Annotated in this window: 24 protein-coding genes; 20 read left to right on the forward strand and 4 right to left on the reverse strand. The window is 55.6% G+C overall.

Annotated elements, in window-relative coordinates; all coding sequences use genetic code 11:
• Nucleotides 1–55: 55 nt before the first annotated feature.
• Nucleotides 56–535, reverse strand: coding sequence for a hypothetical protein (locus RO22_RS18085; protein ID WP_027958197.1), 480 nt, complete (start codon nt 533–535; stop codon nt 56–58).
• A 174-nt stretch (nt 536–709) separates the two neighbouring features.
• Here RO22_RS18085 and RO22_RS18090 point away from each other — a divergent pair, with 174 nt between their 5' ends.
• The 13 genes from RO22_RS18090 to RO22_RS18150 all read left to right on the forward strand — a co-directional run bounded on the left by RO22_RS18090 (nt 710) and on the right by RO22_RS18150 (nt 16,179).
• Nucleotides 710–1,069: a PepSY domain-containing protein gene (locus tag RO22_RS18090; RefSeq protein ID WP_022520757.1), complete on the forward strand. Its 360-nt coding sequence runs from the start codon at nt 710–712 to the stop codon at nt 1,067–1,069.
• A gap of 38 nt (nt 1,070–1,107) precedes the next feature.
• The gene (locus tag RO22_RS18095) at nt 1,108–1,782 is read left to right on the forward strand and encodes a response regulator transcription factor (protein WP_022520756.1); all 675 of its coding nucleotides are present in this window, start codon (nt 1,108–1,110) and stop codon (nt 1,780–1,782) included.
• Nucleotides 1,779–3,167, forward strand: a complete 1,389-nt coding sequence (locus RO22_RS18100) for a sensor histidine kinase (RefSeq protein WP_022520755.1) — start codon at nt 1,779–1,781, stop codon at nt 3,165–3,167. The genes RO22_RS18095 and RO22_RS18100 overlap by 4 nt, the downstream gene beginning before the upstream one ends.
• A 19-nt stretch (nt 3,168–3,186) precedes the next feature.
• On the forward strand, nt 3,187–5,106 hold the full coding sequence (locus RO22_RS18105; protein ID WP_041158975.1) for an alkaline phosphatase D family protein: 1,920 nt from the start codon (nt 3,187–3,189) through the stop codon (nt 5,104–5,106).
• 162 nt (nt 5,107–5,268) lie between these two features.
• A complete protein-coding gene (locus RO22_RS18110; protein ID WP_041158976.1) occupies nt 5,269–7,026 on the forward strand; it encodes an EAL domain-containing protein in 1,758 nt (585 codons plus the stop codon).
• A 114-nt stretch (nt 7,027–7,140) separates the two neighbouring features.
• Nucleotides 7,141–8,106 (forward strand): phosphate/phosphite/phosphonate ABC transporter substrate-binding protein, encoded by a 966-nt coding sequence (gene phnD, locus RO22_RS18115; protein ID WP_041158977.1) that lies wholly within the window; start codon nt 7,141–7,143, stop codon nt 8,104–8,106.
• 77 nt (nt 8,107–8,183) lie between these two features.
• Entirely contained in the window at nt 8,184–9,044 is an 861-nt protein-coding gene (phnC, locus tag RO22_RS18120; protein WP_041158978.1) for a phosphonate ABC transporter ATP-binding protein, read from the forward strand.
• Nucleotides 9,041–9,859: a phosphonate ABC transporter, permease protein PhnE gene (gene phnE, locus RO22_RS18125; protein ID WP_041158979.1), complete on the forward strand. Its 819-nt coding sequence runs from the start codon at nt 9,041–9,043 to the stop codon at nt 9,857–9,859. The genes phnC and phnE (RO22_RS18125) overlap by 4 nt, the downstream gene beginning before the upstream one ends.
• 61 nt (nt 9,860–9,920) lie before the next feature.
• Nucleotides 9,921–10,736, forward strand: coding sequence for a phosphonate ABC transporter, permease protein PhnE (gene phnE / locus RO22_RS18130; RefSeq protein WP_022520751.1), 816 nt, complete (start codon nt 9,921–9,923; stop codon nt 10,734–10,736).
• A gap of 34 nt (nt 10,737–10,770) precedes the next feature.
• A complete protein-coding gene (locus RO22_RS18135; protein ID WP_027958201.1) occupies nt 10,771–11,400 on the forward strand; it encodes a histidine phosphatase family protein in 630 nt (209 codons plus the stop codon).
• Between the two features lie 65 nt (nt 11,401–11,465).
• Nucleotides 11,466–11,978 carry a C40 family peptidase gene (locus RO22_RS18140; RefSeq protein WP_022520749.1) on the forward strand — a complete coding sequence of 171 codons (513 nt, stop codon included), beginning with the start codon at nt 11,466–11,468 and terminating at the stop codon, nt 11,976–11,978.
• A gap of 243 nt (nt 11,979–12,221) precedes the next feature.
• The gene (locus RO22_RS18145; RefSeq protein ID WP_041158980.1) at nt 12,222–14,174 is read left to right on the forward strand and encodes a methyl-accepting chemotaxis protein; all 1,953 of its coding nucleotides are present in this window, start codon (nt 12,222–12,224) and stop codon (nt 14,172–14,174) included.
• A gap of 199 nt (nt 14,175–14,373) precedes the next feature.
• The gene (locus RO22_RS18150) at nt 14,374–16,179 is read left to right on the forward strand and encodes a GGDEF domain-containing phosphodiesterase (protein WP_084625454.1); all 1,806 of its coding nucleotides are present in this window, start codon (nt 14,374–14,376) and stop codon (nt 16,177–16,179) included.
• Here the strand turns inward: RO22_RS18150 and RO22_RS18155 are convergent.
• Nucleotides 16,176–16,817, reverse strand: coding sequence for a putative metalloprotease CJM1_0395 family protein (locus RO22_RS18155; RefSeq protein ID WP_009287897.1), 642 nt, complete (start codon nt 16,815–16,817; stop codon nt 16,176–16,178). The genes RO22_RS18150 and RO22_RS18155 overlap by 4 nt on opposite strands.
• A 135-nt stretch (nt 16,818–16,952) precedes the next feature.
• Between RO22_RS18155 and RO22_RS18160 the strand changes: the two genes are divergently transcribed.
• The 5 genes from RO22_RS18160 to RO22_RS18180 all read left to right on the forward strand — a co-directional run bounded on the left by RO22_RS18160 (nt 16,953) and on the right by RO22_RS18180 (nt 20,972).
• Nucleotides 16,953–17,180, forward strand: a complete 228-nt coding sequence (locus RO22_RS18160) for a DUF2835 family protein (RefSeq protein WP_022520746.1) — start codon at nt 16,953–16,955, stop codon at nt 17,178–17,180.
• A gap of 7 nt (nt 17,181–17,187) precedes the next feature.
• Nucleotides 17,188–17,595, forward strand: a complete 408-nt coding sequence (locus RO22_RS18165; RefSeq protein ID WP_022520745.1) for a hypothetical protein — start codon at nt 17,188–17,190, stop codon at nt 17,593–17,595.
• A gap of 127 nt (nt 17,596–17,722) precedes the next feature.
• Entirely contained in the window at nt 17,723–18,298 is a 576-nt protein-coding gene (locus RO22_RS18170; RefSeq protein WP_009287898.1) for an antibiotic biosynthesis monooxygenase, read from the forward strand.
• A gap of 154 nt (nt 18,299–18,452) precedes the next feature.
• On the forward strand, nt 18,453–19,124 hold the full coding sequence (locus RO22_RS18175) for a glutathione S-transferase (RefSeq protein WP_027958206.1): 672 nt from the start codon (nt 18,453–18,455) through the stop codon (nt 19,122–19,124).
• A 9-nt stretch (nt 19,125–19,133) separates the two neighbouring features.
• On the forward strand, nt 19,134–20,972 hold the full coding sequence (locus RO22_RS18180) for a putative bifunctional diguanylate cyclase/phosphodiesterase (protein WP_041158981.1): 1,839 nt from the start codon (nt 19,134–19,136) through the stop codon (nt 20,970–20,972).
• A 94-nt stretch (nt 20,973–21,066) separates the two neighbouring features.
• Here the strand turns inward: RO22_RS18180 and nhaD are convergent, their stop codons facing one another.
• Nucleotides 21,067–22,545: a sodium:proton antiporter NhaD gene (nhaD, locus tag RO22_RS18185; protein WP_009287900.1), complete on the reverse strand. Its 1,479-nt coding sequence runs from the start codon at nt 22,543–22,545 to the stop codon at nt 21,067–21,069.
• Nucleotides 22,546–22,995: 450 nt separating this feature from the next.
• On the opposite strand from nhaD, the gene RO22_RS18190 reads away from it, so the two are divergent.
• A complete protein-coding gene (locus tag RO22_RS18190; protein ID WP_039859972.1) occupies nt 22,996–23,973 on the forward strand; it encodes a TAXI family TRAP transporter solute-binding subunit in 978 nt (325 codons plus the stop codon).
• Nucleotides 23,974–24,062: 89 nt separating this feature from the next.
• Nucleotides 24,063–25,862 carry a TRAP transporter permease gene (locus tag RO22_RS18195; protein WP_041158982.1) on the forward strand — a complete coding sequence of 600 codons (1,800 nt, stop codon included), beginning with the start codon at nt 24,063–24,065 and terminating at the stop codon, nt 25,860–25,862.
• Between the two features lie 9 nt (nt 25,863–25,871).
• Here the strand turns inward: RO22_RS18195 and RO22_RS18200 are convergent, their stop codons facing one another.
• Nucleotides 25,872–26,429: a hypothetical protein gene (locus tag RO22_RS18200; protein WP_041158983.1), complete on the reverse strand. Its 558-nt coding sequence runs from the start codon at nt 26,427–26,429 to the stop codon at nt 25,872–25,874.
• Nucleotides 26,430–26,489 lie beyond the last annotated feature (60 nt).

Genomic DNA, 26,489 nt, shown 5'->3' on the forward strand with positions numbered 1-26,489 from the left:
CCATAAACGCAGCGGGCTCCCCGTGGGGAGCCCGCAAAGCGATTATCTGGATAAATTAATCGCGGTCAATTTGAGTCACTTCGGAAGAACCCTGACGGACGCTGATTTCTAGCTCACGGCCATCTTCGCCGCGGCCTTCAATATCGATGATGCCGCTTTTATCGATATCGAGATCTTCAAATTCAACCATACCCTCCTGGCTAGCTACGTCCAGTGCTTGACGGATATCGTCTTCGCTCATACCCCAGGCACCGGTAATCAGGCGCTCGCGTTTCTCTTGTAGCGTTTCACCGTTATCAAGAGAAAATTCCACATCAGCGTACCACTCATCGTCCAGCCAACCTTCTACCTCTACGCGGCCACGGCTTTTAATGCTAACTTCTTCGTAGTGGCTGAAACCGTAGTCATTGGCGTGGGTCAATACGTCATCAATGCGATCCATCGGCAGCGAATCGTCGGCCTGCACACTCCCTGCAGCCGCAGCAAGCAGCAGCGCAGAGGTCGGGATCAGCAGCATTTTTTTCATGGTGTTCATAGCAAATTCCTTCTTTACGTATCTGTACGAGAATGTCTGTACGTCAATGTTTATACAACAGTGAATAAACGGCATTCAGCGAATGCGACAGTGAATTTATACCACCCCGATACTTTCCTTAAGCTGACAAAGCTGTTCATCTAACGTTCATGTTGTCTTTGGCATGCTGACCCAATGAGTAAAATCCTACGCCACTTTAAAAAGCTACTGCGCAGCGTCCCTCGCCGCAACGTCACTGGGTTAGCCTTGGTGCTGTTGCTGGCGGGTAGCGCGGTGGGTGACCAGCATTGGGAGTCGCTACACGGTGAAGTGCGCCGCGGTGAGGTCGTGCCTCTCGACACTATTTTGGACTGGCTGGAAGCGCACTATATAGGGGAAGTACTGGAGGTTGAGGTGGAACGTGAAGGGGGTTATGTCGAGTATGAGATCAAATTGCTTGGCCCCCAGGGCCAAGTGGTCGAGTTCGAGTTTGATGGCCATAACGGCCAATTGATGGCCATTGAAGGGGTGCGTATCAATGATATGCGCCGCTAGCCTGTTGATGTCACTTGCCAAAAAAGGGTAGTTAGCCGATGAAGTGTTTGTTGGTAGAGGACGACCAGGCGCTGGCTCGCGAGCTTAGCCAAGCATTGCGCGATGGCGACTGGCTTGTAGAGCATGCGGCTAACGGTCAGGATGCTGATTTTCTGGTACGCACGGAAGCCTACGACACGCTGATTCTGGATGTCGGACTACCCGATGGCGATGGCACTCGCTGGCTTTCGGCATGGCGGGAAGATGGTATCGACCTGCCGGTGTTGATCCTTACCGCCCGGGAACGCTGGGCCGATAAAGCCGCGGGTTTTACTGCCGGGGCGGATGACTACGTCACAAAACCCTTTGAGCCCGCGGAAGTACTGTTTCGCCTGCGCGCCCTTGTGCGCCGCAGCCACGGCCATGCCCATCCAGTACTGAAAGTGGGTGAGTTGAGTTTGGATACCCACACCCAGCACGTCACCTTGGCAGGGCGTCCGGTGGGATTAACCGCCCAGGAAACCCGACTGCTGGGCTATTTAATGCACGCCGCACCGCGAGTGGTGAGCCGCACCGAGCTCTCGGAGCACGTTTATGACCGCGACCACGAGCCGGACTCCAACGTGATCGATGTTCAGGTCAGCCGCCTGCGTCGCAAGTTGGGCAGTTGGCGAATTGCCACCCTGCGTGGCCAGGGCTATCGCTTATTAGCAGAAGAGCCCGCTACCGAATGAGTCGACTCAATTCGGTCTGGCCTGAACTTTGGGTAAGGCGCTGGGCAAAGCGCTCTATAAGCCTGCGGCTACTGCTGGCGGTGCTAGTGATGATAGGGCTGGCGCTGCCCGTTGCGGGCACGCTGCTTTCTCATCATTACCGTGCCTCGGCCACTCAGGCCTTTGATGAGCGCCTGGGGGCCACCCTCAACGTCATCATGGCGGGCGTTACCTACGACCGCATAGAGCAACAGCTTGTCCATGACCGGGCGCTGGGCGACCCGCGTTTTGACAATGTCTACTCCGGCTGGTATTGGCAAATCACCGATGGCGAGCAGCATACGTTGGCCTCGCGCTCGCTGTGGGATCAGCGCCTGCCGGTGATTGATAGCGACACTCTTAGCGCTCGCTCGATACCTGGCCCTCGGGGGCAGTCGCTGCGCGTGGTGGAGCGTGATATCTATTTGGCGCCGTTAGAAACGCCGCTACATATTAGCGTCGCCGCCCGGGACGATGTGTTGGCCCGGGACATTGGCGAATTTCAGCGCCTGCTGTGGGGCGGTTTAGTGGGCCTGGGCGTGTTGTTGCTTGGCGTATTGGCGCTCCAGGTACGCTGGGGGCTAGCGCCACTGCGCCGCATGCACGCCAACCTGCATGAGGTGGAGCAGGGGCGCGCCGAGCAGTTAGATACCCGCTTGCCCGACGAGCTGGCAACGCTTGCTGCCTCAATGAACGCGGTGCTGGCCCGCGATCAGCGCTTGATTGAGCGTGGCCGCCATACCGCTGGCAACCTTGCCCATGCGCTGAAAACCCCGCTGAGCGTGATGCGCCTGCAGCTACGCCAGTTGCCGGAAGCGAACCGAGCCGCCTGGGAGGTTGAGCTAGAACGCGTGGATAGCGCGGTACGTCATCATTTGGCACGCGCTTCAGCGGCGGGCGAAGGCGTTCGCTTTGCGCCCATTGATTTACATGCCACCCTGGCGCCGCTGCTCAATGGGCTGGCCAGGCTTGCCCAGCGGCGTGGCATTGAGCTGCGCCAAACCTGGGCGGGTGAGATTAAAGTCCATATGGATGGGCAGGATATTCAAGAGCTGGTGGGTAACTTAATGGATAACGCGCTGCGCTGGGCGCATAGCGATGTGCAGCTACAGCTAGAGAGTGACGGGCAGCAGTTAACCTTGACCGTTAGCGACGACGGCCCCGGTATGAACGAAGCAGAGTGCCAGCAGGCGGTGCAGCGCGGTAAACGGTTGGATGAACAGCGTTCGGGCAGTGGCTTGGGTTTGGCCATTGTGACTGATCTTGTCGCTCTGTATAGCGGCCAACTGCACCTTAGCCGCGCCAGCACTGGTGGGTTAAAAGTCGTGGTGGAGCTGCCCGTCGTCGCGCGTAATCGTCTCGTATAAATAATGGAGACCGCACCGAATGAATCGTACAGATACGCTGCCCGATATAGTCGCCGGCCCCCTATTAAGACGTATCAGCACTACACGGCTGGTACTTTGGCTCGTCGCCACTCGGCCACTGAACATGGCATTAGTGCTGCGCCCAGGGCACGCCGATAGCCAGTCAATCGGCTTAGCGCACCACCAGCAGTGCATCCCCATCGGTCAGCGGGCCTTTATCTACCTAATTGATTGTGAGCTTGAGTCAGCGCTGCCCTGTGACGAGCGCATCGAGTACGACCTGCAGGTGGAAACACAGCAGGGCGAGTGGCGCTCTCTGCCCGAGTGGGCGCCGTGGCTCTGTTATGACGGCGCCGCCTATCCTGCCTTTGTGATTGCATCCCGCCATCACCGCCTGATGCATGGCTCCTGCCGCAAGCCCCATCACGACAGCGCCGATGGCTTGGTGCGCGCCGACAGTTGGCTTGCTGAGCAGCAGTCAGCTCCCACCGAGTGGCCCGCTTGGCTGCTGATGACTGGTGACCAGGTGTACGCCGACGACGTGGCCGGGCCGATGCTACGCGCCGTGCATGCGTTGATTGAGCGGTTAGGACTGGTGGATGAGTGGCTGGAAGGCGCGACTGTCGACGATAGCCAGGCGCTCTACCGCTCGCCGGATAGCTACTATCGGCGCGCGGAGCTGCTGCCCGATGTGACCAGCAACGCGGCACTGCGCGAGCGCTTCTTCGGCGGTGTCAAAAAGCCAGTGTTTACCTCGGCGAATGCCCATAATCACTTGATGACGCTGGCTGAAATGCTCGCCATGTACTGCCTGGTGTGGTCGCCGGTGCCCTGGCAGGTGATTGCCCCTAAAGCGCCTGCCTTAGATGAAAAAGACGCCGAGCTCTATCGTCAGGAGCAGGCGGTAATCGATGCCTTTGCTGAAGGCTTGCCCCAGTGTGCGCGGTTGATGGCGCACCTGCCCAGCCTGATGATCTTCGATGACCACGACGTTACCGACGACTGGAACCTAACCGCCGACTGGGAGCGCGCCGCCTACGGTCACCCGTTCTCTAAGCGTATTATCGGTAACGCCCTGGTGGCCTATCTGCTTTGCCAAGCCTGGGGTAACGATCCGGATAAATTGAACCCGTTAGTCCACCATGCCTTGACCCTGATGGGTGGTGGCGAACAACCGCTAGTCTGCGCTGAACAGGATGGGCTGATCGAGCGGCTGCTGCGTTTTCAGGGCTGGGAGTTTCAGGTGCCCGGCACTCCCGCACTAATTGTGCTGGATACCCGCACCCGACGCTGGCGCAGCGAACGCAGCCCGCATCGGCCTTCAGGCTTGATGGACTGGGAGGCGCTAATGGAAATGCAGCAGGCGCTAATGGGGGCCAAAAGTGCGGTGATTGTCTCTCCCGCACCGATGTTCGGCGTCAAGTTGATAGAGGGAATCCAAAAGCTGTTTACCCTTGCCGGTAAGCCGTTGGTGGTGGATGCCGAAAACTGGATGGCGCACCGGGGAGCGGCCAATACGCTGCTGCAAATTTGGCGGCACTCCAAAACCCCAGGCAACTACGTGATTCTATCTGGCGACGTGCACTACTCGTTTGTCTACGACATTGTGGTGCGTCATCAGCGCCGTTCTCCCCATCTGTGGCAGATCACCTCAAGCGGGATCAAAAACACCTTTCCCATAAACCTGCTCAATACCTTTGACCGGCTCAATCGCTGGCTCTACGCGCCGTGGTCGCCGCTTAATTGGTTCACCAAGCGCCGCAAGCTAAGCGTTCACCCCCGCGATCCTGACCGCGCCAGCGCGGGTGAACGGCTGTGGAACGCCAGCGGCATTGGCTTAGTAACGCTGGATGAAAAAGGCCACCCTATCGATATCCGACAGCTCGACGCCGACGGTAGCGAGGTGGTCTTTCCGGCGCGGGAGAAACCGCTCATTTAACGTCAGTGTAGCGTCAACTGACTGATGTCCTTGATGATTGTCATTATAGCGTCACAAAAATGACGCACGCTTGCTTGCAGCTTATCAACCAACTCCAGGGAAGGTGACACATCATAGGAACCACCGCTGGTTATTAGGGTGGCAGAATAGGGCAGCAGGCAAATGACCGCACAAGAATCGCAGTGGTTGCAAAAGATTATTGCAACAGAAGAGTTGCACGTGCTCTTTCAGCCCATTGTGGATGCCAGCCAGCAGGCGATTTATGGCTACGAAGCACTGATTCGTGGGCCTAAAACATCGCCGCTTCACTCGCCGTTACGACTGTTTGAAGTAGCCACTCAGGCCGGAAAGCTGGTGGAATTAGATATACTCTGCCGACGGTTAGCCATCTACCGCTTTGCAGAGCTCGATCTGCCGGGCCTGCTGTTTCTTAACGTTATGCCGTTGACGATCGTAGAGCGTGATTTTCGCGAAGGCTTAACGCTTGGCTTTATTCGTGACAGCGGCTTGCCCCCAGAGCGGGTGGTGATCGAGCTCACTGAACACGTGCCAATCCACGACTACGAGCTAATGCGCCAAGCGGTGGATCACTACCGCACCATGGGCTTCCAGGTGGCGCTGGATGACCTCGGTGCAGGTCACTCAAGCCTGCGCCACTGGTCGGAGCTGCGCCCGGATTTCGTTAAACTCGACCGACACTTTATCTCCGGCATTGACCAGGATCCTGCCAAGCGAGAGTTCCTGCGTTCGATTCTCGATGTGGCGCGTAGCCTGGACTGCCAAGTGATCGCCGAAGGGGTGGAGACCGCTGCTGAGCATCTTTGCTTGTGGGAACTCGACCGTGGGCTCGCACTACTACAAGGCTTCTATTTCGCCCGACCCAACCAGCAGCCGCCTTTAGAACTCAATATGGTGCTGCCAGCGAGCACCCAATTAAAAAGCACTGCGGGTCGCACCACGCGCTCGATTTTACGGGCTACCGATGCCATAACTACGGATTGCGCAGTGCCGTATATCTCCGAGCGATTTCGCCAACAACCCAGTTTGCGCTGTGTGGCCGTGCTGGAGAATGGTAAGCCCGTGGCGGTGGTGCGACGCAACTCGTTTTTAACTCTATTTACCAACCCCTATAGCCATTCGCTTTATGCCAAGCGCCGTGTGCTGGACGTTGCTGATGCACGCATGCTGGTGGCCGAAGCGGATACTCCGCTTGAGATTTTGAGTCAGAAGTTGACCGACAGCCGGGATATTGAGCAAGAGGACTTTGTCATCGTTAACGCTAACGGAGACTACCTGGGGATGGGCAATATCGTTGACCTTTTGCGTGAGATTACCGCGATTCAGGTGCGCCAAGCGCGGCATGCCAACCCGCTCACCGGCCTGCCGGGTAATATCCTGATCAATGAAACACTGGCGGCTTATTTGGCCTCCGGGCATGGGTTTGCTGCGGCCTATGTTGACTTGGATAACTTTAAAGCCTTCAACGATGCCTATGGCTACGCCCGAGGTGACCACATCATCATTTCGCTATCGCGGCTGCTGCAAGCACAGGTAGAGAATGCCGGGGGCTTTATTGGCCATATTGGCGGCGATGATTTTATGATGTTGCTGCCGCTTGAGTACTGGGAAAGTGTTTGTCAGCAAATTCTACACTCATTCGAGGTGATGGCTCCGGGCTTCTATGAAGAGGCTGACCGCCTTCAGGGCGGGATTCACATCGAAAACCGTCAAAATAGAATGACGTTTTTTCCCTTTGTGAGCGTCTCGATTGCGGTAAAACCCATCCATGATACGACTACCTGCCAATCGCTGGATATCGCAGGCGAGCTTTCTGAGCTGAAGCACCAGGCGAAAAAAATTCCCGGTAACAGCCTGTTTGTAGAGCGCCGCGGTCACGAGGCTTTTCAAGCTGTAGATTAACTGTCCTTCGCCAAAACGTCACGAAGTGGTCATATAAGTGCCCCATTTTTGTCATCTGGAGTCGTCAGGATGTTGTCATCTTTTAATAACTCTACAGAACGCTACAGGTGACCCATGCAGACATTATCCCTCTCCCGCACGTTAATCAGTGCCGCCGTTGCCAGTGCCTTCGCCTTGGTCGCAGTGAACGCCTCTGCGGATCTTTCATCGCGCTATGTGGATAACGATGGCGATATGGTCGCCGATGTTCCCAGCGACGAGTCACAGTGGGTGGATCCGGATACCTTGGTGTTTGCTTATACGCCGGTTGAAGATCCTGCGGTTTACGCTGATGTCTGGTCTGGTTTTTTGGATCACCTGAGCGAAGCCACCGGCAAAAAAGTGCAGTTTTTCCCGGTGCAGTCCAATGCTGCCCAGCAGGAAGCGCTGCGCGCTGGCCGTCTCCACGTAGCCGGTTTCAATACCGGTGGCGTACCGGTCGCGGTTAACTGCGGTGGTTTCCGCCCCTTCGCCATGATGGCCGCGGAAGATGGCAGTTTTGGCTATGAAATGGAGATCATTACCTACCCCGGAAGCGGCATTGAAGCCGTTGAAGACTTGCAGGGTCGCCAACTAGCGTTTACCTCAGAAACCTCTAACTCTGGCTTCCGCGCCCCCTCTGCGCTGCTGCGCTCTGAGTACGGTATGGAAGCGGGGGAAGATTTTGAGACCGCTTTCTCTGGTTCTCACGACAACTCAATTCTCGGCGTGGTCAACGAAGACTACGACGCGGCGGCGATTGCTAACTCCGTGGGCAAGCGGATGATTTCCCGCGGTGTAGTGAACGAAGGTGATTACGACATTATCTACACCTCACAAACCTTCCCCACCACCGCTTACGGGCTGGCGAATAACCTGAACCCGGAACTTGCCGAGAAGATTCAGGATGCGTTCTTCAGCTACGACTGGGAAGGCACGGCCCTAGAGTCGGAATTCGCCAACTCCGGCGAAGCGCAGTTTATTCCGATTACTTATCAGGATAACTGGGCGGTTATTCGCACTATCGCTGACGCCAACGGCGTGACCTACGACTGCGATTAATCTTTAAGCAGTACCCCAATACGATCGGCCAGGAGGGCAACCTTCTGGCCGAACCGCTATGTAGATGAGGCACTTCCATGTTGACACTCACCGGCGTTGGTAAACGTTACCCTACCGGGGATCGAGCGCTGACGGATATTGAACTAACGCTGCCCAAAGGCCAAGTGATGGCGCTGATTGGCCCATCTGGCGCGGGTAAAAGCACACTGATTCGCTGTGTGAACCGGTTGGTTGAGCCTACTCAGGGCAGTATTCGCTTGGACGGCACGGAACTGACGAAGCTCTCGGGACATAAGCTGCGTCATGCCCGCCGCTCCATGGGAATGATTTTTCAAGAGTATGCGTTAGTAGACCGCCTAACCGTGATGGAAAACGTGCTTTCAGGTCAGCTCGGTTACGTGGGCTTTTGGCGCAGCTTCCTGCGCCGCTACCCGCAGGAGGCTGTGATTGAAGCCTTCCGTCTATTGGAGCGAGTGGGGTTGCCGCATGCCATCGATAAACGTGCCGATGCCCTGTCTGGCGGCCAGCGCCAGCGGGTGGGTATCGCCAGGGCGCTCCTGCAAAGTCCTAAGCTGTTGCTGGTGGATGAACCCACCGCCAGCCTTGACCCAAAAACTTCGCGCCAAATCATGCGTTTGATTCGTGAGCTGTGCGCAGAGCGCGAACTGGCGGCGATCATCAATATTCACGACGTAGCGCTGGCCCAGCAATTTGCTGACCGCATTGTCGGCCTGCGGGCGGGTGAAATCGTCTTTGATGGCCTTCCCAGCGACCTCACCAGCGAGATCCTCACCACGATTTACGGTGAAGAGGACTGGGACACCACGCCTGAACCAATGGACGATGAAGTCAGCGGCGATGAGGCGACTAACACTGCTCCGATTAATCCTCCCTACGCGCGGGTGATGTCGTCAATCGAAGCGGGGGCAGCACGATGAGCGAGCATGCACGCCAGCAGGCGGCGCAGCACGGTCAGTGGCGGCGACTACCGCTAATTGACAGTCCCCGCTTGCGCTGGGGGCTCGCCATTGGTGCAGTGGTGTATCTGTCTTTAGCGCTTGCCTCGGTTGAGGTGAACTGGGAGCGGGTGGCGGAAGGCGCAGGCCGTGCGGTTAATTTTTTAGGCGCCTTTATGCAGCCCGACTTTGTCAGCCGCTACGACGATATCGTCGCGGGATTGCTGGAAAGTTTGACCATGACGCTCACCTCCACGGTACTGGGTGTGCTGCTGGCGATCCCCGTGGGTTTAGGGGCAGCGCGTAACATTTCACCACTGCCGATCTACTTTGTGTGCCGCGCGATTATCGCCGTTTCGCGCACGTTCCAGGAGATCATCATCGCGATTCTGTTTGTGGTGATGTTCGGCTTCGGGCCCTTTGCGGGCATGATTACTCTGGCCTTCGCGACGATTGGCTTTATGGCCAAGCTACTGGCGGAAGATATTGAAGATTTGGATTGGCGGCAGGTAGAAGCGGTACGCGCCACGGGCGCCAGTTGGTGGCAAACCATGAACCACGCCGTGCAGCCCCAGGTCATGCCGCGTTTGATCGGGCTCTCCATGTACCGTTTGGATATCAACTTCCGTGAGTCCTCGGTGATTGGCATTGTCGGCGCAGGCGGTATTGGCGCCACGCTGAATACCTCGCTGAGCCGCTATGAGTACGACACCTCCGCGGCGATTCTGCTGATTATCATCGCCATCGTGCTGCTGTGCGAGTACAGCTCAAGCCATGTCCGCCGCTGGACTCAGTAAACGCTGATTCAGTAACTGCTGGATCCGTAAGTTCTGGCCCCTTAATTTGTCGAGAGTTTAAATGCCTGTTTCCACTACACCCCAGGGTCAGCCGGTTTGGCGGCGGCGCACCACCCGCGCTCAATGGTTGCAGTACCTGGCTTGGCTGGCGGGTGTCAGCCTATTTCTGCTCTGCTGGAAGATGATTTCCGACAACACCATGTGGGTGTTTGTGGAAGATGCCGGCCGCCAGGGAGCAGATTTGATCAGCCGCATGACCCCTCCCGAATGGAGCTACGCCAATGTGCTCTGGAAGCCCATGTGGGACACCATCAATATCGCCACTTTGGGCACCGCGTTAGGGATTATGATGGCGTTTCCGGTGGCATTTTTAGCCGCCCGTAACACGACGCCGCATCCGCTGGTGCGCAGTTTGGCGCTGATGGTGATCGTTTCATCGCGCTCCATTAACTCGCTGATTTGGGCGATGCTACTGGTCACCATTCTTGGCCCCGGCGTACTGGCGGGGATTATTGCCATTGCCCTGCGCTCCATCGGCTTTGTGGGCAAGCTGCTTTACGAAGCGATTGAAGAGATCCATCCCACGCCCGTTGAGGCGATTAGCGCTACCGGCGCGAGTCGACTGCAGGTGATGAACTACGGCGTGCTGCCCCAGGTGATGCCCGCGTTCGCGGGGATTAGCGTTTACCGCTGGGACATTAATATCCGTGAGTCGACGGTGTTGGGCTTGGTCGGGGCAGGTGGTATTGGTCTGCAGTTGAATGCCTCGATCAATAGCCTCGCCTGGGATCAAGTTAGCGTCATCTTTATTATGATTTTCGCTACCGTGCTGGTGTCGGAGTGGATTTCCGCACGCGTGCGTCACGCAATTATCTAAACTGCAAGCTGCCTAAATCGGCGAGGTTACCCCTATGCGCTTTCCTGAAGCCGAACAAACAACGATTGACTTACTGCGCCACGGTGAGCCGGTGGGCGGGCGTATGCTCCGCGGCTCCACCGACCATCCGCTGAGTGAAACCGGCTGGCAGCAGGTGACCGATGCAGTCATGAGGCAAACGGTCGACGGGCATTTGCCCTACGATGCGATCGTTACCTCGCCGTTAACACGCTGCCGTGAATTCGCCTTATGGCTGGGCGAGGAGTTTGATCTGCCCGTTCAGGTGGAAGACGATTTCGCCGAGTTGCATTTGGGGCAGTGGGAGGGCAAAACCCACGCCCAGGTGTTTGCCGAAGAGGGCACCGAGCGAATGAGTGCCTTTTGGTTCGATCCTGCCGCGGTGTCTCCCCCCGGTGGCGAAACCCTGCAAGCCTTTGACGCGCGATTAGCCGAGGCCTGGCAGCAGCTGTTAAGTAACCCGCCTGGCAAGCATGTGCTGGTAGTGGCGCATCTGTTTGTCTGCAATGGCCTGCTGCGCCAGGTGATCGAGCAGCCGCTTTCGCGGGTACTGGCAATGGATTTACCCTACGCGGCAATGAGCCGGGTGCGGCATGAACGCCATGCGCTGGGTGAAACCAGCTTTGTCGAGTGGATTGGCCGCTAACCATTGGCGGCTAGGCATGCTTTGCGCCATCATGAAAGCATGTTGATTTATTGGAGCGGCTGCCCATGCTACTGGTTCGCCTGTGGCCTCTACCTTGCGGGTTGGCACCTTCTGGAAGGTGGCTGCTTACCTGCCTGTTACTACTGGCACTAGCGGGTTGTGCCAGCCGCGATCTTACCCCCATTGAGGCGCCTCCTAACCGCGCAGGACTCTCTATGGAGCGTGCGCTGATTCTCTCCCATGCTCAGCAGGCCATTGGCACACCGTATCGTTTTGGGGGAAATACGCCCGATGGTCTGGACTGCTCTGGCTTAGTGGAAATGACCTACCGGGCGGCGGGTATTCGTGTTCCGCGTTCCGCCGATGAACAGTTTCGTGCCTTGCCACAGGTGAAAAAACCACGCCCTGGTGATCTGCTTTTCTTTGGCGACCGTCGCAAAGCGACCCACGTAGGAATTTATCGTGGCAACGGCCAAATGATTCATGCACCTGGTAAGGGCCGTGCAGTAGTCAGCGTGCCGTTAGAGATCGATTACTGGCAGGCGCGCTTTTTGGGTGCCGCCAGTCCAGCGCCTTAAGGGGCGCTCAACTCAGCCGCTTGGTAGGCCGGAAAATCTGTCAGACTTTATGACTTGAATCAATATAGAGTTCCTCACACGCCCTATACTCGCGCCGCTTGTCGTTATTTCATCCCCTAAAATTAATCATATTTTACTAAACGGCAAAGTGCGGCAGACTTAGCTAAACGCGTCAGCTGATGCGGACAACAATAATTGAGCACGCCGCTTACCCCAACGACGCTATATATTTGAGGCTAAGCTATGAAAACTATCGTTAACCGCATGTCGATGCGGTTTAAATTTGCCTGTGTGTTGGTGCTCCCCTTGCTTGCCCTGGCTTGGTTTGCTGCGCAAGGCATTATGGAACGGCGCGCGACGGTGCAGGAGTTCGATCGTCTGCACGCCTTAACCCAACTGGCCCAACGTGCCGGTGACGCCGTGCACCAAATGCAGCTTGAACGGGGTATGACCGCTGGTTTTTTGGGCAGCGAAGGCGAAGCATTTGGCAACCGACTACGTGAGCAGCGACCCAACACCGACGCCGCTGTGCAGGCTTTCCAAACTCAGCGTGATGCCTTGGATTCAGCGCTGTTAACGCCTGCTGCCCAGCAACGACTCAACGAAATCGACGCCCAGTGGCAGCGCCAGGCAGCCTTGCGCAAACGTGTCGATGACCTGGATATTGCCATGGGCGATGCGTTAAGCCACTACACTGGCATCAACGGCCAACTAATGGCCTTTGTGGGTACGCTGTCGCATCTCACCAGCGAAGGGGGTATTGCTCGCCAGCTAAGTGCCTACTACCAACTGCTGGAAGCCAAAGATTTAGCGGGGATTGAGCGGGCTCTGCTTTCCAATGCCTTCGCCAGCGACGGCATGCCCGACGCTACGTTACGCCGTTTCTTGTCCTTGCTGGGCGAGGAACAGGCATTCTTGACAAGCTTCCGCCTGTTGGCTGGAGATGAAAGCCGCGACCAGCTTGACCAGGCATTGAGCGGTGCAGAGATCGAGCGTCTCTTGGCTCGGCGCGAATTGGCGATCAGTCAAGCGCAAGCCGGCGGTTATGGTGTCGACCCGGAACAGTGGTTTGAGTGGCAAACGGTGAAAATTGCCCGCCTTAAAGCGTTAGAGGATAGCGTGGCAGATACAGTGGTGGCCCAGACTGTCGCGCTGCGTGAGTCGGCCCAACAGGCACTTTGGCAGTATGCGGTAATTGCGCTCGTGGCCAGCTTGATGGCGATTGTCGCTGCCGTATTGATCGTACGCGTCATTACCCAATCGCTTAACCAAGCGCTAACCAGTATCGCGACCCGGGGTAGCGATTTAACACAGCGCTTAGTGGTGCCGGGTAGCGATGAGTTATCAAAGCTATATCAGGCGTTTAATGAATCGTCGGAAGTTACCGAAGCGCTGGTCGCTGACGTTAAGCGCAATGCGCAGTCGGTGGCGGTGGCCAGCAATCAGATGGCGCAGGGTAATCAAGACCTTGCCCAGCGAACCGAAGAGCAGTCCGCCTCGCTGGTGCAAACCGCGTCGAGCATGGAGCAGATTACCGCCACGGTGCGGCAGAGTGCTGAAAACGCGCAGCAAGCCCAGCAGATGACTGGGGAGGTGGCTCAAGAGGCAAAAGAAGCCACCGCAGTCGCTTCTCAAGCCCAAACAGCCATGCAGCTTATCCTGCAAGCCAACGAGCAGGTAACTAGCATTGTGGCGACTATCGATAACATCGCTTTCCAAACCAATTTGCTGGCGCTTAATGCCTCGGTTGAAGCGGCGAGAGCCGGTGAGCATGGGCGTGGTTTTGCGGTGGTTGCCGATGAAGTACGCAAATTGGCTAGCCGCAGCGCCCAGGAGGCCAGCCAGATTCGCCAATTGATCGATAATAATGTGACCAAAATTTCAGAAGGCGAAAGCCTGGTGACTACCACCAATGAAGCTCTGGGGCGGATTGCTCAACGGGTAGGGCAAATGGCAAGCCTGATGGATGAAATGGCGTCGGCTACCCATGAACAGTCGGCGGGTATTGAGCAAATTAACCGTGCCATGGCCCAGTTAGAGGAGGTGACCCAGCAAAACGCTGCATTGGTTGAGGAAATGGCCGCGGCGAGCCGCTCCCTTGATGATCAGGCCGATGATATGACCAGCAAAGTGAGCGATTACCAAGTGCGCGATACAGCGTTGGCCACCCAGCGTTTAGCCCTCTCTCCCGCGTAGCTTACCTGCCATTATATTGAGCAAACTCTTTAACTAATTACCTCGTCAGCCGATAAGGTACTTTGTAGTGCAAAGTACCTTCGCCGTCATAGGGTGTTATTATGCCTAGCAATACTACTGTCTTCATAATAACGGCTCTATATAACAACGAACCTATATAGCGACGGCTCTATAAAAACGACGAGGAGAGCAAAGACATATGTATGAATCCTTGAATTTATCGAAGGAACAGTCTTTGTCTCAACAGCACTCCCAGCCATCGCCTTCACTGCCCCGCTCGAACGCGATGCCAACGGCATCTGTAAGCCATGCGGCGTCACCCGCTGAATCGGTATTTAGTTACGCCAACGAAGCGATCATTATTACTGATGCGGAAAATCGGGTGGTGGAGGTGAACCCCGCTTTTTGTGAATTAACGGGGATTACGCAGGGCGATGTACAGGGCAAAACACCAGAAGCGTTCAGCATTTTACCGCTGGACGATAGCCGCACCACGCGGTTGATGCGGGAAGAGCTGCAGTTGCGTGACCGTAGCAAAAGCCAGGTGAGCTACCGTAGTCACGATGGCCAGTTTTATCCCGGCATGATGTCGATCAATCGTGTGCGCAATGAGCACGGCGAGATCGATCACCATGTGATTGTGCTCGCAGATCTTTCGGCCATTCCGGCCCATGCCCGCCACCTTAATCGAGAAGTCTACTTTGATGCCCTCACGGGGCTACCCAACCTGCAACTGCTGACGCAGTTGATTCAAGAGTCCATGCAGCATGCAGAAGCCAAGCAGCTCCCCTTGGCGGTGTGTTCGCTGGATATCGACTTCTTCAAAAATATTAATGACCGGCTGGGTCCCACCGTAGGCGATGCGCTGCTGTCTTCTTTTTCACAGCGCATCAGCCATCTGCTGTTTGGCGATGACGTGCTGGCGCGGGTGGGTGGCGATGAGTTCGTGCTGTTACTGCACCACGGTGTCGACGATGACTTTTTCGAGAAGTTGCTGGGCTCCATTCGACAACCGATGATGATTGAGGGCCAGAGTGTTCATCTGACGGCGAGCCTGGGGGTTACGCTCTACCCTAATGACCACGTTCAGGGCGATGTGCTGCTGCGGCATGCCAATCAGGCCATGTATCGTGCCAAACAGCGTGGCCGCGACACGTTCCACCTGTTTGACCCTAACCATGACCGCTTGCTGCAGGTGCGCCATGAGCAGCGCCAGCGTTTTATTGATGCCCTCACTCACAATGAACTGTGCCTTTACTATCAGCCCCAGGTCGATATGCGCAGTGGCAAAGTGGTCGGTCTAGAGGCGCTGATTCGTTGGCAGCACCCTGAAGATGGGCTGCTAGCACCTGGGCAGTTTTTACCCATCATCGATACCACGCCGTTGGAGGTGGATCTTGGCGAGTGGGTCATTGAACGAGCGCTGCGTCAGTTGAGTGAGTGGCAAGTTCAGGGTATCGCGCTGCCGATCAATGTGAATATAAGCCCTACGCATCTGTTAGTGAGTGATTTTAGCCAGCGGCTTGGCGAGTTATTGGCACGTTACCCTGATGTACCGCCCGTAATGCTCAAGCTCGAAGTGCTGGAGAGCGCCGCAATGCACGATATCCAGGCTGCGCTGCAAAATATGGCGCGCTGCCAGTCGCTGGGGGTGAGTTTTGCTATTGATGATTTTGGCACCGGGTTTTCGTCGTTAACCCATCTGCGGCAGTTGCCGGTCAGCCTGATCAAAATTGATCAGAGCTTTGTCCGCGATATGCTCACCGATCAGGATGATATGGCGATTGTGGAAAGCGTCATTTACATGGCTAATCGTTTTAAGCGGCCCATGCTGGCAGAGGGGGTAGAAACCTTAGACCATGCCAAAGCCTTGATGGCGCTAGGCTGCGATTTAGCCCAAGGCTATGGTATTGCGCGGCCTATGCCCGCCGAGTCATTACCTACCTGGTTGGCAAATTGGCCTAGCCGTGAAGAGTGGAGCTCTCTTGCGCTAGCGGACAATTAAGCAGCTTGTTCCTCTGAAGGTTGCTCGTTAGCGGCTGATTCATCAGCAGAAGAAGTTGCCTCGGCGCCGTTGCTGCGGGCTTGCTCCATTTCACTGCGCTGCATGGACGCTTCGAGCTTGGCTTCCAACAAGTACTGACGCGCTTGGGCAGCCACTTGATGATCTTTGGGAGAGGGATCTGCAGGCGCCATGGCTGCGGCGATCACGGTTTGCATTTTTTCGATAGTGGCTTGGGGGTCATTGGGTACCGGGCCATAATCGATCGGTACTTCTCCCGCGACCGCGTAGCGCTTGCCATCGGGGCCAACTTCATACTCGTAGCTGGCGCCGCCTGCATAGGCACCGCCCACGGTTTGGTGCGCCATCTCGTGCTGGCGAACTTCGCGGTCGTTCTGTTTAAGCTGGTCTAGTAGCCGAATCTCATCCGGCGCCATGGGCGTACCGTCAGCCCGTTTGGGGCCAGCCTCGGCACTGCTGCTCTCTTCACTAGCACTAGTCGTTTTTGGGTCGTCGGTAGACGCCGTATCTTCTTCTAGAGCACGGCCTTTAGCGGCTTGCTCAACGCGCGGGGACATTGTATTCGCTGAAGGGTACGTCCCGGCAGCGTGAGAAACAGTGCTAATGGAAGAAACGGCCATAGGTCATTACCGACTAAGTACGAGTTGGGATACCATGAAGTATTAGCGAGCAACGCCGACAGTGCAAGTTTGCGCTGTGCGATGCCAACACTTTTCTGACACGATGCCAGCCTATGCCAAGTCTATCCCTGCCCTATGCAAACCATTGATGTGGTCATTAATCTTAATTATGATGAATGTCTAGCCCATTACGAAGGGCGTATCGCCAACGTGCGAACCCGCAGCGTAGATGGCCGTTGGGTGATATTTCCCGCCGAAGCAATTCGGCGGGTGGTGGGCCGGGACGGTGTGCGCGGTATTTATCGATTAAGTTTTTCTGAGCAGGGCCGATTTATTAGCATTGACCCCTTAACCGGACGTTGAACCGCCTATGCACCGCCATGGAACACCGATCACTTTAAATGACCTCATTTATTCCATTATTCCTAATTTAAACAGTGCTGAAAAGTTAGTTTTCGCTACGTTAGAAAGCTTGATCGAAGCCGCTTCAAATCCTTTGGACATCCTTAAACGCACCGATCAACGCCAAGCGTTTGGTCTGGAAGTTCATCGTATTCGCATCAACCTGGAGCACCTGCTCGACCGTTACCGCACCGAGTTAGAGGCTGTGCTGCGTAGCGAAGGTGAGTATACCGGCCCGGTAGTAGAGCCCGACGCCCAAGAGGCCGATGCCATTCGCAGCGCTGTGGATATCTATGTTCATGTATGCGCCTTTCAACGCGGCGAGCGCCCCCACCCTGTGCCTGGGCGCGAATCCATGTCGCGCCAACGGGTATAGCGAATCATTCATCACATGGCATCAACATTGCTTGTATAATGTGCCAATTGGACTTTCAGGGTTATCCCCTTGAAAGCAAACAGCCTGCCTACCCGGCGCTGGCTGTAGACACATTAGGAGATATACCATGTCTGCCTCACCCGTCACGTTGATGGTGGCTCGTCGCGTTGAGCACGGCCGCTACGCCGATTTTAATCGTTGGCTTAATGAAGGGCGCGAACTGGCGGCCGACTTCGCTGGCTACCTCGGTTCTGGCGTACTGTCGCCACCGGCTGATGACGATGAATACCAGATTATATTCCGCTTTAGCAGCAGCGAGACCTTAGCCGCTTGGGAGCACTCCGCTTCACGGCATGCGTGGTTGGCGCGTGGTAAAGGCTTATATGAGGCGCCCCATGAGCACCGGGCCACCGGGTTGGATGCGTGGTTTCAAACCGGCAGCAGTGCACCGCCGCGCTGGAAGCAGGCCGTGGCTGTCTGGCTGGCTTTCTTTCCTATCTCGCTGATCTTTCAGTTTGTGTTCGGCGGCGTATTGGCCGATTGGGCGTTGCTGCCGCGGGTGGTGGTGAGTACCCTAATGCTGACGCCAGTGATGGTATTTGTGTTTATTCCGCTCTCTATGCGTTTACTAGCGCCCTGGCTGCAAGGTAAGTGGTCACCGCTGGATCTGCTGGCGCGTTGGCGCCATGCGCACCGTTTATAACGCACCTAATTAATAAGCATTAATTTTGACGTTGCGTTGATACTAATGCTCCTATGATGATGGGCTTTATGGTACTAAGCTAAATGTGCCATTAGAAAAGGAATACGTGTCGCCAGTGCAATGCTGGCGCGCGACTCAGCCCCACGGAGTGTTTATGATCCACGTTCACCATCTGGAAAAGTCTCGTTCGCATCGCATCCTGTGGCTACTTGAAGCCCTTGAACTGGACTACGAGTTGGTGGTTTACCAACGCGATGGCAAAACCCAGCAAGCGCCAGATTCGCTGAAAAAGATTCACCCGCTGGGTAAATCTCCGGTGATTACCGACGGCGATTTTACCGTGGCCGAATCAGGCGCCATCATAGATTACCTTGTTCAACGCTATGGGCAGGGGCGCTGTCAGCCTCCCATCGGTGATATGAGTGCGTGGGTGGACTACCGCTACTGGTTGCACTATGCCGAAGGGTCATTAATGCCGCTGCTGGTGATGCAGCTTGTGTTTAGTCAAATTCCCAAACAGTCGCCCTGGCTGATTAAGCCACTGGCTAAGGGAATTAGCGATACGGTAAGCAAGCGCTTCTTAGCACCGCAGCTTAAACAGCACCTGAACTTCATAAATCAGCACTTGTTGGCGCAGGGTAATTTTGCCGGGCCGTGGCCCAGTGGTGCTGATATTCAAATGAGTTTCCCGTTACAGGCCATGGCCGCCGTGCAGTCGTTGGAAAAGTATCCTGCCATCGCTGCGTTTGTGTCACGTATTGAAAAAGACGCTGCCTGGCAGCGAGTGGTCGAGCGGGCGGGCCCGCTGACCATGCCTGGCCAGTGAACAGCCACTATGTACTATTTTGCCTCGTCTGCAGCTCTTCCGGCGGAGCTTCTGCGCAGCATTGACAGCTACTTGGGGCGATGGGGCATCGCCTTGCTGCTTGTGTTCCTTCTTTTGGCGCTGCTGGGCAACCTGTTGCTCAAGCGGCGCATGCAGCATAACCGGGCGTTACTGCAATCCAATAAAGAGATGCTGGCGACTATTCTGGATAGCGTCGATGCCTTTATCTATATCAAATCCCCAAGCTTGGAGTATCAATACGTTAATCGTCGCATGAGCGATCTATTTGGCCTGCCTGCCGACAAAATTATCGGTAAGCGCGATGCGGCGTTTTTTGATGCCGGGAGCGCTGCGGAAATCAACCAGGTTGATCGCAACGTATTAGATTCGGGGAAAAAAGTAACGGTAGAAGAGAGCAACGTTTTGCGGGGTGAAAGCCAGGTAAGAACGTTCTTATCGATTAAAATGCCGCTTTCCATGTCCCCAGGCGCACCTCCCTCCCTGTGCGGTATTTCGACCGAGCTGACTGACTACCTCGAAATGCAGTCACGCACCCACTACCTAGCCTTCTATGACTCGCTAACCGGGCTGCCCAATCGGCGGCTACTGATGGACTCCTTAACGGCTACCATTGATCATGATGAGTGGACTATATTTTTCAGTGCGGTACTGGTGATCGACCTGGATAATTTTCGCTTAGTGAATGATATTCAGGGCCATGAGAGTGGTGACCAGCTTTTGGTCAGCGTGGCTGAACAGCTACGCCAGCGGCTTGATGAAGAGGTAACGCTAGCCCGCTTCAGTAGCGATGAGTTTGTGGTGCTGATCAAGAACCTGGGCGAGGAACAAAAAGACGCCGCACTAAAAGCCGAGCGTGTGGGGCGGCAACTGCTGGAAGTCATTGCGCAATTAAGAAGCAGTCACTCGTTACCAATCAGTGCCAGCATTGGCATTTCGCTGTTTACGGGAGCTGGCGAGTACAGTATGGATAGCGTGCTGCAACAGGCAGATATGGCGTTGCAGCAGGCGAAAAGCGCGGGCGGCAATACGCTGCGCTTTTTTAACAGCGAAATGCAGACCAGCGTATTGGAACGGGCCAGTTTAGAAGCCGATTTGCATCAGGCGCTCAAGCGCAACGAGCTGGCGCTGCATTACCAAGTGCAGGTCGACCATCAGGGCGTGACTACCGGCGTTGAAGCGCTGCTGCGGTGGTATCATCCTCAGCGTGGCTGGGTATCCCCCGCAACGTTTATCCCGCTTGCGGAAGAGAATCGGTTGATTGTGCCGATCGGTTACTGGGTGCTGCGGTCAGCTTGCGAGCAGCTAGCGAAATGGTCTCATCAACCGGCCTATGCGCCGTTAAGTATTTCCGTCAACGTGAGTTCAGTGCAGTTTCAGCAGCCGGAGTTTGTACGTGATGTTGAAGAGCTATTAGCAGAAACCCTGGCGCCGCCGAACCGCTTGGTGCTTGAAGTCACCGAGAGCCTGTTGATGCACGAGCCGGTGAGGGTGCGTAGCACGATGTTGAAACTGCGTGCTAGGGGGATTCGCTTTGCGTTGGATGACTTTGGTACCGGTTACTCATCGCTGAGTTACCTGAAGCGCTTACCGCTGGATGAATTGAAAATTGACCAATCGTTTATTCGCGAGCTGCTGACCGATAAGACAGACGCAGCGATTGTCGATACCACGATTCTACTTGCGGTAAGTTTAGGCTTAACCGTGGTCGCGGAAGGAGTGGAGAAAAAAGAGCAGTTCGATTGGCTAAGAGGCCACGGCTGTTACCGCTATCAGGGCTATCTATTTGGCCGCCCGACACCCATTGAGTATCTTTTCGAAAGCTATTAAACGGCTATACCAAAACCCCTTTCCAGCACGCTGAAAAGGGGTAAAGAGATACAAGGAAAAGAAATAGTGCCATCTATTTCTCTTTTGATCGGGCTTAGCTGAAGAGCGTAAAGCTCTCAGCGTTGAGCCACATATGCACCAGAATACTGGCGATGTAGCCGAGCAGAATAACCGGCGACCAGCGCAAGTGGCCCATAAAAGTATAGGAACCCCTTGCCTGACCCATAACCGCCACACCGGCCGCGGAGCCTATCGATAGTAGGCTGCCCCCGACGCCAGCGGTTAAGGTAATCAGTAGCCACTGGCCATGGGACATATCAGGCTCCATGGTCAGCACCGCAAACATCACGGGGATGTTGTCCACCACAGCAGAAACAACGCCTAATACAATGTTGGCCGCGGTGGCGTTCCAGCCGGTATACAGCGCTTCTGAAAGCAAGCCGAGATAGCCCATAAAACCCAGCCCGCCAACGCACATAACGACGCCGTAGAAGAACAGCAATGTATCCCACTCGGCCCGCGCTACGCGGTTGAAGACGTCAAACGGCACCACGCTACCCAACTGCTCCAGCTTGCGGTTGTCCCCTTGCCGGCTATAACGCTCGCGCTTGCGCTCCAGCGAACGCGGCAGGCTGCGGCGCAGGTAGTAACCAAAGAACTGCAAGTAGCCCAGGCCGGTCATCATGCCCAACACCGGCGGTAGGTGGAGCACAACGTGACACAGTACGGCGGTCACGATCGTCAATAAAAACAGTAGCACAATGCGCCGGGCGCCACGCTTCATCCACACATCTTCATAAACACTTGCGGGCTTTTCATCCTTGATAAACAGGCTCATGATAGAGGCAGGAATCAGGAAGTTGACCAGGGCGGGGAAGAACAGAATAAAGAACTCCTGGAACTCCACCATGCCCGCTTGCCATACCATTAGAGTGGTGATATCGCCAAAGGGACTAAACGCACCCCCCGCGTTGGCGGCCACCACGATATTGATACAGGCCAGGTTGATATAGCGCTGGTTGCCTTCGGCCACCTTGGTCACCACCGCGCACATCAAGAGTGCGGTGGTAAGGTTGTCGGCAATGGGGGATAACACAAAGGCGAGACCGCCGGTCAGCCAAAAAAGGGTTCGGTAGTTAAAGCCTTTACGCAGCATCCAGGAACGCAATGCATCGAAGACCCGACGCTCTTCCATGGCATTGATATAGGTCATGGCCACCAGCAAGAACAGCATCAGCTCGGTGAACTCCAACAGCGTGACGCGGAAAGCGTACTCAGACGCGTCCGACATGCCGTTTTGGACATACACCCAGCCGATGAGGCTCCAGATGATACCGGCTGCCACCAACACCGGTTTAGACTTGCGCATATGGATCTTTTCTTCCGCCATGACTAATGCATACGCCAGGACGAAAATCGCAACAGCAAAAAAGCCAACGGTAGAGGTGGTTAGATCTAGTTCACCGGTCACTGCAAATGCACTGGGACTTACGCCTAATAGTAAGGCCGCTAACAAAAAAAGCCAGCGACGATATAATCGAGGCTGGCAAGAGGGTTGGCACAACGTAGGCATGTGACGTTCTTCCTCATGGTTAAGTTGTCAGGAGTGGTATAAAAGCGGCCTCATTTTATCAGTCTATATTGCGCCGCAATACCTTATTAAAACGAACGGAAGTAGTTCTTCTTAAGGTAATAGCATCTTTTTTTAGGAAATTAATCTTTTAGGTAATGGTAAATCGTGCAGTAATAGTTTTATAAAAAAGTTAATAGCGGTTTAAGAATTATACTATTGACGCATAGCATTGTTGAAAAAGATTCAGAATTTATATCTTTTTAAGCTAATATTAGATGTCAATAAAACACCCTGGAGGGCATGGGGAGGGCGACCGCGGAGAGTGCCTGTCCGAGGGCAGTCGTGCTATTTTAATGCGCACCACGCTCTCAGCTTGGTCATATAACAACTGGGTAAGATAAAAACGAGGCCGATTAGAAGTGGCCGCTGGATACGTTGAGGAATATAACGATGCGCAATCCCTTTCGCTCCCTACACCGCACGCTTTTCGTCTCGGCTACTACGTTAGTGCTGACAGGTGCCGCCTTCTCCGCCCACGCAGAAACGCGTGTGACCTATAAATCGGCTTCAGCGGGTACCGCCTATTATCAAATGGGCGTAGAACTCTCAGAAGCGATTCGCCAGGGAACCGATGACGCTATCATCCTTACCCTGGAAGAAAGCCAGGGTTCGGTACAGAACGTGATGGAAGTCATGGCTCGCCAGGGCAACTATGTATTTACCACGCCGCCCGCGTTAGTCGATCAGGCCATGGGTGGGGAGGGTGCCTTTGCCGAGCGTCAGAATCCGCGTTTTCAAGAGATCCGGGGGTTGTTCCCGATCCCCTCTATCACCATGCACTTTGTATTAGCCGGTGATGATGGCGTAACCGATATTTCCACGCTGGAAGGCAAGCACCTATTGATTGGTCGAGGCACCTTTGGCGCCCGTGAAGCGGCTCGTTACCTGGAACTGTTTGGTCTGGAAGAGAGCGTGAAAATTGCCGATGCAGCGATGGGCAGCGGCCCCGATGCGCTTAAAAATGGCCAGATTGATGGCTTTGTGACCGCCAGTTCCTTTCCCTCACCCAATGTGATTGAGACAGCTGCCAGCATGCCGGTGACCTTGGTTAGCCTGACTGATCAACAAATCGAGCAAACGGGAGCGCCACGCCAAACGATCCCCGGCGGCACTTATCCCGGCGTGGATAAAGACGTTGAAACCACATCGCTACCGGTGATCGCCTACACCACAACGTATATGGACGATGACACCGCCTACACGCTGACCAAAACGTTTTGGGAGCGCCGCGACGCCATGGCCGAAGAGGCGGCGTGGTGGAGCAGTATTAGCCCTGGTATGTTGGAAAACATGACCGGCACGCTTCACCCAGGCGCGCTGCGTTACTACGAGGAAGCGGGTGTCGAGGTACCTGACGCGCTGCGCTAGTCGTTTTCTTCCATTATCCATCTTCTTGCTGCCACGGTGCTTGCGCTGTGGCAGTCCTGTATTGATGCAGTATTGATAGGCAGTGTGGCATGCGTGTTTTTACCTCTTCACAGGCGTCGACCCCTGAGGATGATCGCTCAGTAGCGCCTGGCTGGATGGCGTTAGGCGCGGTCAGTGTAATATTCCATCTTGGCTTGATTTTTTATGGTTTAACGCCTGCGCTGGTCAGCCGGCCGTTGCATATGGCGCTGCTGTTGCCATGGGTACTGATTTATATGGCCAATACACCAGCGCAGCGAGTCAGCGGCTGGCTGCTGACGGTATTGGGTGTTGTTGCCTGTGGCTATATTGCGTTTAACGAAGCTGCGCTAGCCAACCAGTACGGCTTTATTGATACCCACCTACAGATGGGGATTGGCCTGTTTTTGATTGCTCTAGCGCTTGAAGCGGCGCGCCGAGCCATCGGTTGGCCTCTGCCGCTGGTTGCCTTGCTGGCGTTGATGTATGGCGCCTTCGGTCAATATATTCCAGGCGCTTTTGGTCACCCTGGGCTGCCGCTGGCCAGTATGGTGGGTACGCTCACGATTGCCGAAGGTGGATTATGGGGTTCGCTGACGGGGGTAAGCGTCAGTGTGGTGGCGATTTTTGTGATTTTCGGCGCGGTGCTCAATGCGGGAGAGGCGGGCCAGGGCTTTATGAACCTAGCCAGTGCGGTGGCGGGGCGGCTCACCGGTGGGGCCGCTAAAGTGGCGGTGATTTCGTCGGCGCTGATGGGCTCTATCTCCGGCTCGGCGTCTGCCAACGTCGCTTCCACTGGGGCAATTACCATTCCCTCCATGGTGCGCCTGCGTTACCCGCGTTCGCTGGCGGGTGCGGTGGAAGCCGTTGCCTCCTCCGGCGGGCAAATTATGCCGCCGCTGATGGGCGCCGGGGCATTCGTGATGGTGGAACTGACGGGCACGCCCTATACCCAGATCATGGCCGCGGCGATGCTTCCAGCGGTGCTGTACTTTTTGACGGTCTGGGTGGGTATTAATGCCTATGCGACCCGGCATGATCTAAAGCCCGTGGCCGAAAGCGAGCGACCCAACGCGAAAGAGGTGCTGATTACCTCGCTGTTTTTTGCCATCCCCTTCGTGCTGCTGTTAGAGCGCATCTTTAATGGCGGTTTTACCCCTCAGTACGCCGCCAGTGTTGCGATTTTCGCGGGCATTGCGCTGCTCTTCTTTAACGTGACGCTGCGCTTTTCGCTCCCCGGCTTTGCCACCCGTTTATCCGACGCAGTGGTCACCGCTGGGCGTCAGATTGCCGTCATTGGTTCCATTATTCTATGTGCCTCGCTGGTAGTCGGCGTGCTGTCGTTGACAGGGTTGGGCGTCAAGATCACCTCGGGCATTCTATCGCTCTCCAACGACATGCTCTGGCCAGCCTTGCTACTAACGGCGCTCGCCTGCTTGATTTTAGGCATGGAGGTGCCCACCACCGCCGCCTATGTGATTTGTGTCTCTGTCGCCGGGCCTGCCCTGACCTCGCTAGGTTTGGAACCGCTTCTGGCGCACCTTTTTGTCTTTTGGTACGCGCTGCTCTCGACGATCACGCCGCCGGTGTGTGGCGGCGTGTTCATTGCTGCGGGCATGGTGGGGGAGAACTGGCTAAAAGTCGCATTCAAAGCCATGGCGTTAGGAATAGGGCTGTATATTATTCCTTTAGCCATGGTGGCCAACCCAGAGATGATCCAACTGGCCTTCAATCCTTCCGGCGCCTTGTTGTATGCGCTAAAAGTGGCGATTGGTTTAGGGGCGATCTCTTACGGGGTGATTGCACGAAAAGCACTTTGGCAGCGGAGCGCGTTGGCCGTGGGAGGGATTATCCTGATCTTTGTGGTTTAGCCCGGTTGTTTAAACGTCAGCGTCTAACCGTAGCGGCGAAGAGGCTGCTAGTGGAGTGGTGGCAAACATTACCCAGGTATCCAGCGCAGGCCCCAGTGACTGCACCAAACGCAGTTGCTCGGGGGCTTGGCCTAGCACCTCTTCAGCGCAAATGCCCGCCTCAAAACGTCCCGCAAGAAGCCCTTCTGCCACCGCCACTGTGGTGGGAGCGTCTATGATCTCTGTATAAGCCGTTAAGTCGGTGTAGTAGCGGGTCGCTGGTTGTAGCGCTACTTGGGTGGGGCGAACAGAGTCGCGCTGGGCAATCAGCGCCAGCGGCTTGCTGCCCGCTATAAAGGTGTCTACGGGATAGGCTCGATGCATATAGCGGCCCACGCAGTCGCTATGCGCTGCATGGGCGGTGCACTGTAGAACGTGGCTCACATGGCCCGCGAGGAGCGCCTGAAAGGCCGCTTCAAACTGGCTAAACAGAGTCACGCTGCCTTCGCCTGAGCAACGCATTCTGAGATAGCGCTTGGCAATCAGTTCATGGTTATTGCCACTAGGCCCCAAGGTTGCAATGTGCACGGTGCCGTTTCTCCACGATAAACAATCAAGTCATTGAGCCAAAAACGATGGGTTTTTGGC

Source organism: Halomonas sp. KHS3, from assembly GCF_000830495.1.
Classification (GTDB): Bacteria; Pseudomonadota; Gammaproteobacteria; order Pseudomonadales; family Halomonadaceae; genus Vreelandella; species Vreelandella titanicae.